This is a genomic window from Spirosoma sp. 48-14 (assembly GCF_001898575.1).
Classification (GTDB): Bacteria; Bacteroidota; Bacteroidia; order Cytophagales; family Spirosomataceae; genus Spirosoma.
In genome coordinates this window covers 1-12,956 of sequence record NZ_MKUD01000027.1, presented here as the reverse complement: position 1 = coordinate 12,956, position 12,956 = coordinate 1, and the positions used below count along the sequence as shown (strand labels likewise).

At 51.1% G+C, this 12,956-nt stretch carries 3 protein-coding genes; all 3 read right to left on the bottom strand.

Features of this window, described 5'->3' with window-relative positions; genetic code table 11:
- Positions 1 to 8: 8 nt before the first annotated feature.
- The gene (locus tag BGO59_RS15680) at positions 9 to 2,144 is read right to left on the bottom strand and encodes a prolyl oligopeptidase family serine peptidase (RefSeq protein ID WP_293684570.1); all 2,136 of its coding nucleotides are present in this window, start codon (positions 2,142 to 2,144) and stop codon (positions 9 to 11) included.
- 261 nt (positions 2,145 to 2,405) lie between these two features.
- A complete protein-coding gene (locus tag BGO59_RS15675) occupies positions 2,406 to 11,021 on the bottom strand; it encodes an SdrD B-like domain-containing protein (protein ID WP_293684569.1) in 8,616 nt (2,871 codons plus the stop codon).
- Between the two features lie 434 nt (positions 11,022 to 11,455).
- On the bottom strand, positions 11,456 to 12,956 hold a 1,501-nt coding region (locus tag BGO59_RS15670; RefSeq protein ID WP_293684568.1), incomplete at its 5' end, for a DUF11 domain-containing protein.

The following is a 12,956-nucleotide window of genomic DNA, read 5'->3' as shown; positions in this document are numbered from 1 at the left end:
AACTGAAACTACTGCCTGGCTTTCATAAGCTTCCGTTTGAAATAATCGGCGGTAGCGTTGCCCATTTTTAGGGCGTTGGTATGTTTCATCCAGTGGTGCGTATCGTCGGGAATGATGAGCGTCTCCATCGAAACACCCTGTTTTTCCAGCCGCCGAACCAGATCGGTACTTTGGCTGACCCGAACGTTACGGTCGTCGTCGCCGTGAATAATGAGTACGGGCGACGTCCAGGTGCTGACCGATGAAATGGGTGATGATTGGTAGACGAGTTTGCTGGCGGGTTCCAGATCAGGGATTTTTTCGAACCGCATGGCGCTAGGGGCTTCTCCCCCTCCGGCACCCCGTTGCGAACTCCAGTCGTGAACCCCGTGAATATCAACCCCGGCCGCAAAGAGCTTAGAATCACGAGCAAGGGCTAGCGCGGTTAGGTACCCTCCATAGGACCCCCCATAAATGCCAATGCGGGCGGCATCGACCTGCGGCTGTTCGGCCAGCCATTGCGCCCCCGCTTTCACATCCTGATACTCTGAAGCACCCAACGCTCCTCCACTAGCAGGCTGATGAAACTCGTACCCATAGCCAATTCCCAGCCGATAGTTTACCGATAGCACCACAAAACCCTGACTAGCCAGGTACTGGTTGATGGCGTAGGAGTTGGCATAGTAGTCGGAGTAGTTCCAGCCGAGCAGCATCTGCCGGGGAGGGCCTCCATGCACGTAAATAATCGCCGGTTTCTTACCCGAACCACTCGCAGGCTCAAACAGTTGCCCATGTACCGTCATGCCATCCGGTGCTTTGTATACAACCTGTTTGGGTGTTACTAACTGATTCTGAGGAAACGTGGCCGGAATCAGATTCTGCCCCAATAGTTTAGGTGTTCCTTTCGTAAATGCCATCACGGCCGGAAGCGGTGACCGCTGTGCGGTCGCGCTGAACATCGCTACTGTTGAGCCATCACCCGTAACGACGGGCATCCACTCCAGGCCCGAACCTGGTGTCAGCACGTCCATAGCCGCCTTATCGACAGGTACGCGAACCGCATGACGACGATCAATATCCAATTTATCGGGGCCCGTATTGGCGCTGAACAAAAGCCATTTCCCGTCATGACTCAGTGTAATGTGCTCGGCCATAAACGTTCCGGGTGTCAGCAGCAGCGGTGTTCCGCCGGTAGAGGGTACCGAATACAGATGAGGCCAGCCATCCTGATACGACAGAAATACGATCCGGTCGCCAGCGGCCCAGTGCAGATTATAGCCGCCATGCGTGGTAGGTACCGAACCGGCCAATGTTTTAGGCGCCTGCCAGAGTTGCGAACCCAGCCCGGTAGCCACATCGGCCGTCCAGATCGACCAGGGACGGTGACGGCGGGCCATAATCGAATCGGGAGCACCACCTGTACCCGATGTACGCACAAAAACCAACCGCTTGCCATCCGGCGACCAACGGGGTGAATCGTCTCTGGAGAACGAAGGTGCTATCCAGGTAATCGGTGTTTTTTCATCGGTAAACACACCGATGAAGGCATGATCTCTACGGTCGCAGACGAACGCCAGTTTCGACCCATCTGGCGACCATTCGATAGAGCCGTTGGTTCCTTTGGCACTAAACAACACCTTTGCCGTGCCTGATCCATCGATGGGTGCTATCCAGATTTGCCCACCTTTTACAAACGCAATTTTGTCGCTTTTTGGCGAAAGCGTCGGTTCATCCCCCTCGGCAATGGCTTTGGGTTCGCCACCGGCAAATGGAACCGTCCATATCTGTACTTTAGGCGCAATGGGCGATGCCATCGTGTTGACCGGAAGTTCATCGTCCCAGTTGGAGCCATGATCGCCCCCGCGCACGTACACGACCCATTTGCCATCGTCCGAAATCGACAGACTAGTGATTTCCTGCCCGTCATCGTCGGTATAATTGGTCAGCTTGCGAGGTGTAAAATCCGACCCTTCGGCTACGTATACGTTGCGTTTACCCTGTTCATCGAATGCCCAAGCAATACGCGACCCCTGCGCCGAGCTGGTCAGACCACTTGGGAACGGATAACTTTTAATGGCTTCCAACGTAAACGATTGCGCGCTGAGCCATAGGGTTTTTAAGAGAAAAAAGCCTGTCGCCAGGCAGAAAAAGATACACTTTTTCATGAGGCTGCGAGAAAGGTAAAAAGAATGTGCTGGATGAGTGAGTTCTGGACACTCAAATAACCATTTTATTTCCTAATCTCCTCGATCGAACGAATAAAATTCTAACAATCAGCTCTATTGTACCATTTTCCTACACGAAATAAATCAAAAGATCACTAGCAAAAACTGCCTTAGACGGCTTTACCGACCATCCTCCGAGAAGAAGACAATCAGCCAAAGCCCTCTAAGGCAGTTTTGCTATTTTAAGGCAATCGTTGGGTTTTAATGACCAGCCCGCTTAGGCCCTTTGGTTTGGCGAATGACCAACGGTACACATACACTGGCCGGGCATCCACAAACGGTTGGGGTCAGCAATACCGTCACATCCGTATAACATCCATTGCTATTATACACCCGAATGGTATAGTTCTGAGTCGTGACGGGATTAACCAGATTCGATACAATGACACCGCCAACGGGAATGGCCTTGGCAGCACCTGATAGCGTTGCCGATGCATTGAACGTACTACCCAGCGAATACTGATAGGTATACCCGGCTTTAAACTCACTCAGAACAATCTGTCCGTTGGTCTGGGCCACATTACCAACGCAGGTAACGGGTATAGCAACCGCCTTGAACGTGGGGAGGGTATCCTCTTCCACAATGAACGGACAGCAACTAAAATCAGCGCATTGTCCAGTCCCTCCATCTGCTAGCAATGAGTAGGTACCTGCGGCTGTCACACTCAGTACATTCGTGGTGGCGCCAACAATCTCAATGCCATCGCGGTACCACTTATAACTACTGCGTCCGGCAGCCACGGTAAGTTCGAAGAGATAACCGCTACCCTGGCATACCCTCACCGGAACCGATGTACACACCTTAGCCGTATCGCCCGGAATAGTCGCTACATTGTACAGAATACCCGAACTATCGGCTTTAGCCTGGAACGTCAGCGATAGGCTTTGACCGGGCGTAAGACTCGATACCGTCCAGAGACTGATCGGATTACCCTGTGTAAACGTAGTGCCTACTGGTGCTGAAGCCGAATTGGCAACGTAGCTCAGGCCAATGGTCGTTGAATCCCGTACCGTGACATTTGTAGCGGTCGTTGACCCAATATTCGTCAGTACCAGCGTATAGGTCAGAATATCTCCCTGCTTCGCTTTCGACTTATCGACTACTTTATCCAACGTCAGAGCCGGTGGCAGAAGATAATAACCTGCATCCAGCGTCCGATTGAATTCCCCTGCCGTTAACGTAACGGCTTCGGTTTTACCCGTAATCAGGTTCGCATTGGAATCCTTCGTTCGATCAGTACCACTATATGGTGTGGTTGCCGTATAGCCCGCTGGAGCCGTAAACCCGACCACGTACGAGTTGGAACTGCCTGGTGTCAGGCCGGTGAAACTGTAGAAACCACTGGCATTGGTCACTGTCGTGGCCGAGGATGCCCCGTTGATATATAGAATAGCGGTTACCCCCTGAATACCCGGCTCACCGAAATCCTGTATCCCATTTTTGTCCGAATCGAGCCATACAAAGTCACCCAGGCTGGCAATGGCGGCTGGTAATTCAGGAGCAATATAACCGGCATCCAGTGTCTGATTAAACTCACCCGGAGCCAACGTAACCGAAGCCGATTTACCCGTAATCAGATCAGCATCACTATCTTTAGCCTTATCGGTGCCACTGAGCGGAATTGTAGTCGTATAGCCAGTAGGTACCGTAAAACCGACTGCATAGCTGAAGCTATTGCCAGGTGTGAGGCCGGTAAAGGAGTAGAGACCACTGGCATCAGTAGTAGTGGTTGTAGAAGCCCCGCCATTGATGAATAAAGTCACTTTTACCCCTTCAATACCTGGTTCGATCCCATCCTGAATGCCATCCTTATTCAGGTCAATCCAGACAAAGTCGCCCAGACTGGCAAGCGCCACTGTACAGGAAGCGGGTGCCGCATAAGTAACCGAAGCCGATCCACAGGCCGTCGCCGATGAAAGTATCGATACGGTATGCACCGCTCCATCCGAATTCAAGCCACCGAGGGTGTAACTAACCGGACCGTTACCCGATAAGCTTACCACCGTCTTCACACTCCCTACCGAAATCGTTAGTGATTGTGTGCCGGTGGCATTGGTAGCTGCTACTGTACCCGTCAGCGTGTACTGGTTAGTAGCCGTATTACACTGACCCGGTGTAGCCGTTGCCGTCAGGGAGCATACGGGGGCATCACTGATTATGATCGTAAGTGGCTGGGAGTCTGAACAGCTTTTTGCATCTGTCACCGCGATCGTAAACGTAACCGTACCGCTGGCCGTAGGTGTTCCCGAAATTACCCCAGTGCTACCGTTCAGCGTTAGACCGGCTGGCAGGCTACCCACGTTTGTAAAGCTTAACGCCCCCGTACTGCCGCTGGTTGTGAGCGTCTGACTATACACCGTACCTACCTGCCCATTTGGCAATGAAGCGGTAGTGATACTGGTCGAACAAACCGTACAGGCAACGGGAGCCGTATAAGTCGTAGTCGTTGACGAACAACCCGATAAGGTCGCCGTTACCGTATGTACTGCCCCATTTGACACTAATCCATTGAAAATCGCATTCGCCGTCGTTGTACCAGTTGAGGCCGCTACCGCAAACGTCACACTGTTTACCCCATCCGTAACCGTCAACGTCCCTGCTGTCGGGTTGGTCATCGTTACAGCAACTGTGCTGGAGTAGGTGTTGGTTGCGCTTGCACAGATGCCCGGCGTAGCTAATGCACTCACACTACATACAGGTGCTACTGTACAGCTCGCCGGAGCGGTGTAGGTTGCTGAAGCCGTTCCGCAAGCGGTGGCACTGCTGGTTACCGTTACTGTATGAACGGCCCCATCGCTTTGCAGAGTGGTATAGCTATAGTTGATCGTGGTCGTTCCAGCAGAAGCCGTCAGTGAGCGCACATAACTCCCATCGGTCAGCGTCAGCGTCTGGCTGGCAGGACTATTCGTCAACGTAATCGCTCCTGAAAGCACATACAGATTCGTCGCAGGATTACAGTTGGCACCACTGGCTGTCAGACTCAGGTTACAGACCGGCGCTACCGAACAGGAGGCCGGTGCTGTAAAGGTTGCCGTCGTGGTTCCACAACCGGGCAAACTGATCGTTGCGGTATGACTAGCCCCATCGGAGGTTAATCCCTGGAAGACAGCTGTAAACGATGATGTATTAGCCACAATCGTCTGACTGATAGGCGATGAGCCGGGAATACTAATTGTAAGCGTACCCGCTGGTGCATTAGCCAGACTGACCACCACGGAAGCCGAGTAGGTGTTGGTCGCAGTGGCACAGACACCTGCTGTGGCCACCGCACTGATACTACAAACCGGAGCTATTGAACAGGAAGCCGGAGCGGTGTACGTTGCAGTAGCTGTGGAGCAATCAGGCAGTGAAGCCGTCACCGTGTGAGTTGTGCCATCAGACGTTAATCCGTTGAAGGTAGCCGTAAAGGTATTTTGGGCGTTAGCCGTCGTCGAGAAAGTCAGCGTTTGTGCCCCATCAATAATCGAGAGCGTACCCGAAACTGGATTCTTAACGGTTACGACCACAGTTGAGGAATACGTGTTGGTGGCTGTCTGGCAGACACCCGCCGTAGCTACTGCCGAAATGGAGCAGACCGGCGCTACCGAACAGGAGGCCGGTGCTGTAAAGGTTGCCGTCGTGGTTCCGCAACCGGGCAAACTGATCGTTGCGGTATGACTAGCCCCATCGGAGGTTAATCCCTGGAAGACAGCTGTAAACGATGATGTATTAGCCACAATCGTCTGACTGATAGGCGATGAGCCGGGAATATTGACCGTAAGCGTACCCGCTGGTGCATTAGCCAGACTGACCACCACAGAAGCTGAGTAGGTGTTGGTCGCAGTGGCACAAAGGCCAGCGGTAGCTGTGGCGGAGAGCGAACAGACAGGTGCTACTGAGCAGGAGGCCGGTGCCGTATAGGTCTGGCTAACGGGAGAGCAGGCGCCGTCAGAATAACTGGCCGTTACCGTATAGACTTGCCCATCACTAACCAGTCCAGAATAACTGAATGTTCCCGATGCGTTGCCGACAGGTAAGGTCAGACTACGGGGCGAGAAGGCTCCCGAGCTAATGGTGAGTGTTCCGCTAGTGGGCACATTGGTGGCCGTCAGGGTTCCTGAGAGCACGTAACCATTGGTGGCCGACTGGCACAGGCCAGGGGTAAGAATCATGGCCAGCCCACAGGGAGCCACCGTACAGGAAGCGGGAGCCGTATAAGTGGCAGTAGTCGTACCACAATCAGGCAAGCTCACCGTTACAGTATGAGAACCCGTACCAGAGGCCAGTCCTGTTAGCGAGTAGGCTACGGAAGTAGCAGATGCACCAATGCTAATGGTTGTTGAATGGGTGCCATCCGCGATGGTAGCTACCCCACCGGATGTACCTGTCAGGTTGATAATGCCCGATACAGAGTACTGGTTAGTAGCTGAATTACAAGTACCTGGGGTAGCGGTTGCAGCAAGCGCACAGGATACATTACACGTGTATGTATAGGTAACGGTTGCATAGCCATATGCTTTGGTGTTTTGCTGCATAATAACATTACCCCCACCCCCTGAGGATGCAATGCCACTTAACGTAGTTACGGTCAGAGGCACATTACCAGAACCTATAAATTGACTTAAATCAGTGGTGGAGGTATAACTGGTCGCTCCTGTTGCCGTCAATGTTTGAGGAGCCACAACATAGATATCAGCGTCGGTACCCGTACTTCCCGTTGCATTGGTTACCCAGCGAGCATCGGTCCTGGGGTCAACAAAAATATCCAGCATGTAGGTGGAAAGCCAGCTTTTCATCCCTTCTAATGTCGACAGATGGGTTCCCGAATATACTAAATCACCCCCATACGTGTCTTGCGCAGCCACCGTAACACCAGCGGGTAACGAAATCGTCCCTGTTGTATAGGAAAGGGTTGGGCTCAATAAGCTGGTTGCGCCTAAATTAATAGTGACATCACTGGTAAAGTTAGCTCTATAGGTAACGGCAGTAGCCGCTGTATTTTCCAGCAAGAAATTCGTTCCCTCCGCAATTCCATAGCTTAAATCGACCTTCGTCAACGTCTTGGAACCATCATTAAACTGCGGTAACAATAGGGCTACGTTCTCCAATTCAGTTGTCTGGAAGGGTGTTCGATAGGTGTAGGTCACCGTTTGCGTCGTTGATCCTACGCAAGTGGCTGCTCCACAGGTGCCAGGGTCAACAATCGTTATCTGGGTAGTACAGGTAGCATTATTGACATCCGTCAGCGTCACTAAAATATTGCCTTTCCCAGCCGTACCGAGGGGGCTACGAAGCGGGGTTGGATATGCATAGCTTAGTGCGGTCAATGAAGTCCCATCCGATAAACTCAAACTAATGGGGGTCCCATTTTGCGTTGCAGTTACGGTGAATCGGCTTCCCTGCCCGGCACTATAAGGCGTTAACAGGAATGTTATATAGTCATCGGTATCGACATTGAGTGTCCCGTTATTATGACAGGTTACCTGAGCAGTTGCTGAAATCGAACACACTGCCGCCACCGTACACGAAGCAGGAGCCGCGTATGCAGCCGTAGCAGATCCACAACTCGATAAGCTCACCGTTACTATACGACTGGCTCCGTCGGAAATTAACCCAATAAGTGAATAGCTGGCCGTTGTCGCATTTGGCGCAATACTTACCGTGGTACTGGCTACACCATTCGTAATGGTAGCCACTCCACCGGAGGTATTACCGACAAGGCTAATGGTACCATCGAGTGTGTATTTATTAGTCACACTGTTACAAGCTGTTGGCGTAGCCGTAGCCGATAAGGAACAGCAATTGGTAAATGGCAACGTCGTTGTAAGCACCGTGTAGCAACAGGGACCATTATAGACCACTACACTATAGCTTTGTCCACTTGTGCTGGCTGGATTGCTCAGTCCCGTGAAACTAGCCGCCGATGCGGACACAGGCTGGCTACCGGTAGCTGTATACGAAGGCAGCACACTATTGGCCGCCACCAGGAATACCTTATCGGCGTTTTGAATACCCGATACCGTAATTCGTGCATTGCTATTGGCTGTGCCCCCAGTGCAGGTAGCTGCCGTAACCGATACACTGGCTACCGTCGTTGGCAGACAGCTAAAGCCCGCATCCAGGTTGTGATTGATATATCCAGCATTACCCGTTGTCAGGCTAATAACTGGTGCCGTGACCCCAGCAACGGTTGCGATCAGCGCATCTGAATCGTTCAGATCACTCGCGTTCGTTGTGGTGCTGTTCGCAACCGTCAACTCAAGCTTACTCCCTTTAACGGTCAGCACACTATTATTGAATTGGCCCGCACCGAACACCAATGCGTAGGCCGTATTTGGCAGCAGCGTTGTGTCGGCACTGGTACCCAGCCAGGTGCCTGATGTTAATGCAGATTTCGACGAGAAATAATATTCACCGTTCGCATTGGTTGTTGTTGAGGCAATTTTGGTTGTTCCCTTATATAAATCGACCTGAACACCCGACATCGACTTTTCGCAAGGGTCCTGAACACCGTCTTTGTTAGTATCAACCCAAACACGGTTACCGATTTCGATTACTTCCAGCAAGTCGCAGTTTAGTTCCGGCTCGCCCAGGCCACTTGCTTTCGCAAAGGTACCTGGCGCAGTACTGGTCGTATAAACGATCGCGGCTGCTTCAGCCTTTCCTGTTTCGTTGTTCCAGTATTTAACCCCACCCGAATTGGCAATATTGGTAACCGGGTCAATGGTAGCCCCGACAACGTGTCCACTACCGAGTCGTAGGGCTAAACCACCTAACACAAGCTCGGTATGAACGTATCGAGTGCCACTGATGTAGTTATCATCGTAAAATTCGCCAAAGCCTGGCCCCTGGTTGTTGTTCACCCCAACACCCGTATACGGTCCTACTTTCCCATTATTTTCCAGGATGTATGAGCCGTTTGAGTAATACGCCCGCAGAATATCTCCAGCGGCTGGGTTTACAGTATACAATTGCGTTTCCGACGGATTGGGGCTGTAGTTATTGTAACCACCCTGAAAACCAGTCCGGTCGGCAAAGCCCAACACCATTGATCCATCGACATCAAAATCAATATCAGCCAGAATGGGTTGCGGGTGAACCAGGCTTTTATAAACAGCCGTACTGGTCGCAATCACCAGATCATTAAACGTATCCGTCCAGGGATACCAGCCGGTGCTATCGGCTCCAGCCTGACCGGCCGAGTTCAGCGGAGAAATACCGTACCCTTTCGGATACGTTAATGGGAAATCAAAAACGGGGGTAAATACTGCCGTACCCGGATCAAATGCGTACACATAAGCCCGCAATTTAGACTTACTCTTCGAGTCGAAAGCATCGCACACAGTACCTACATATAACTTACTGTTATAAATGTGCAAAGCCCAGGGGCGAGACTCCCCACCCACACAACCCGGATCAGGGATCGGATACGATTTTACATCTGACTTGGTGGGCAGCGTACCCGATGCATTGTAAGCTGAAATATCAATACTGTACAGCTTTTTATCGTTCAGGTTGACGAACCAGAGTTTCTGTCCGTTCTCAGCAACCTCCAGTCCCCCTATCCCTACTTTGCCAATCAGCGGAAATACATCGGGGTCATGGCTCGGTTTGGTCAGATCGGCCGAGAGTCCGCGCCCGGCAGATCCATTTTCAGGCACTGAAGCCGCTCCCACATCAACACCCAAAGTTGTTACATCAATAAATCCTTCGGTGATCGTCGACGATTTGGTGTGGGTCACATAAATACCACCTAGTCCCAGAGGCCCCAGTCCCGAATGCCGGTGTAAGGTAGCCGCCATAAATACATCTTTGGTAAGGCGGTTATAACCAAGCCCCCAAACCGTACCGACCTGGCCAGCATCCGACCAGTGGCTCACACCAGTAGCCCCGGTTGTACTTTCGTCGTAAGGAAAACTAACCACAGCGGCAGCACCAGCCGAAAGAGCCGAGGTGGCAACAGGTGGAGTCGGATTTAACGTTAATGGATCGCCATACGTATAGCAGGGAATAAAAATCTGAGGATCAGGCTGACAATAGAGATAAGGGTTCGCAATCCCCAGGTCGACCGAACAGGTGGCCTGCTCAACGAACTGCACGTTTGAATGACTGCTGGAGCCATAAATGGTTCCCATATCATTCCCGGCCGCCGTTCTGAACTCAATCCGTACCGGATACTTTATAGCTGTTGATGTAAATACATACTTTCCAAACTGGTCAGTCACCACTGGGCCATATTTAACCCCATCACAGTCGAAGGCCGTAACGGTCACACTGGCCACACCCTGTGTTTCGGTTGCCTGTTTAATTCCATCGGCGCTAAAATCCCGAAAAACGGTTCCACCCAACTGCGTACCTGTACAACTTGTTGGTGGGCAGGCAGCCGGAATTGCGTAGGTCTGGCTGGCCTGGCAACTGGTATTACTGGCAAACTTCGCCGTTACAGTACCCGTACTGGCTCCTCCGCTTAAGGTAAGCTCAAAGGCCACAACCTGTGGCGTGACAATATTCTGGGAGCCTGTAATAACGACCGTAGTGGGCTGAGGATACGTAATAACCGAGACCCCAGGAATGATTGTTCGGCTTTGTACCCCCGTTGTTACAACAATGTAATCGTTGTCAGGCGCATTTGCCCAGGCCACCTCAACGCTAACAGTCGCTTTGCTCACTCCACTTACGGAATAGCATCCCGATACGGTGGGCGTTAGTGTAATCGAGCATTGCGCCTTAGCGAAGCCAACAGACATCAGTAGCAACGCAACGAATGGGATTAGCGTGTGATACGACAGCGCCCTGAACATACGCGAGACGACCCTAAACGTTGCTCTGGGAAACATAGCGTTTCCTAAAGCGGGGAGTATCCCACCTAAAAAGTTGTAGAAAGTAGACATACAATAAGCTGATATTGGCGAATCAGTAAGATTGGCCAACCAGAAACCAAAAAGTATGCCGTGAATTATCTATTAGATATAAAATAATGAAATTAATTATACACTAAGAATCAACAAAGATATTTATACAGGTTACATGCACATGTCAACATACGTTATTAGCCAACCAAATTTTATGCCATAGTTAGTAAACGATACAACCTATTAAGTAAAACTCAACTGTCAATAAGTTAATATAGATTTTACTGGCATTCGCAAAACTGACCAAAACGACCCAAACAGAGCGTACCTATTGTAAATCGCGTTACCCGAGATTCCAGGAAGAAAGTCAGGTAACGCGATCTAACGAAGGCTATCTGATCACAACACCGAAGAAGGCATTAGAGACCTGTTCGTTTAGGCCCTTTGGTTTGTCTGATGACCAACGGGACGCACACACTGGCCGGGCAAGCGCAGGTCGTTGGCACCAACATTACCGTCACATCCTGATAACAACCACTCCCATTGTAGACCCGAACCGTATACAACTGGGTTGTAACAGGGTTAGCCAGGTTATTCACAATGATGCCATCAACAGGGATCGACTGGGCCGCACCTGATAATGAAGTAGTAGCATCGAATGTTGCCCCCAATGAATACTGGTACGTGTAGCCAGCCTTGAATTGACTTAGCACAATCTGCCCATTTGCCTGCGCTGTATTCCCAATACAGGTCACTGGTATCGCAACGGCCTGGAAGGTTGGCAAGGTATCTTCTTCCACAATGAACGGACAACAGCTGAAATCCGAGCATAGCCCATTGTTCCCGTCAGTTACCAGCGAATAAGTACCAGCAGCGGTTACACTTAGCACATTGGTTGTGGCCCCTACTATTTCGACGCCATCTCTATACCATTGATAACTGCTACGTCCCGAAGCCACAGAGAGCTCGAAGATAAAACTACTACCCTGACAAACCTTAACCGGAACCGAAGTACACACTTTAGCAGTATCGCCCGGAACCATGGCTACATTGTATAGAATACCTGCACTGTCTGCTTTTGCCTGGAACGTTAGGCTCAAGCTCTGACCAGCTGTCAGGCTGGCAATACTCCAGATACTAACTGGATTCCCAGCGATAAAGGTCGTACCAGCGGGAGCCGTAGCAGACCCCGATACAAAGGATAGTCCGGCAGACGTTGAATCCCGAACCGTAATGTTGCTGGCATTACCGTTCCCTACATTAGAAACCACCAGTGTATACGTAAGCAGCTGCCCTTGTTGTGCAATCGTCTTATCGACTATCTTTTCTACTTGTAGTTGAGACAGAAGACAAGCTTGCGGAGCGACATATGTGGCACTAAAGTTCTTAGTCGCATAACCGACAGTAATCGTATGGGTGCCAGTACCCGATATCAATCCACTCAATGCATAAGGTACAGACGTAACCCCTGCCGTAATCACTACAGTAGTTGAGTTACTACCATCGGTAATAGTAGCGACTCCATCAACCGCATCCGTTAGCGAGAGAACACCCGTTACATTATACTGATTAGTAGCCGATTGACAAGCTCCAGGGGTAACTACAATGCCAACACTAGGGTTAGGCGTTCCAATAATAATTATTGGTGTCGTTGTGGTGCAACCGAGTGGCGTTGTTGATGTCACATCAAACAGATTCACACCAACCGTTATCGATACAGGTGTTGTAATCACCTGAACCCCCGCTGTTATAACATTCGTCAAACCGACTAAGGCTGATAATGCTCCCGTTGGCGAAATGAGCGTAGTCAAGTCTAGGCTTGTACCTGCACTTAAAGTCAGGTTGAGTGGAGGCAGGATTGGCGCTTCGACACCCGTCACACTGATGGGCGTGGTGGAGGTACAGCCCAGCGGAGTGGTG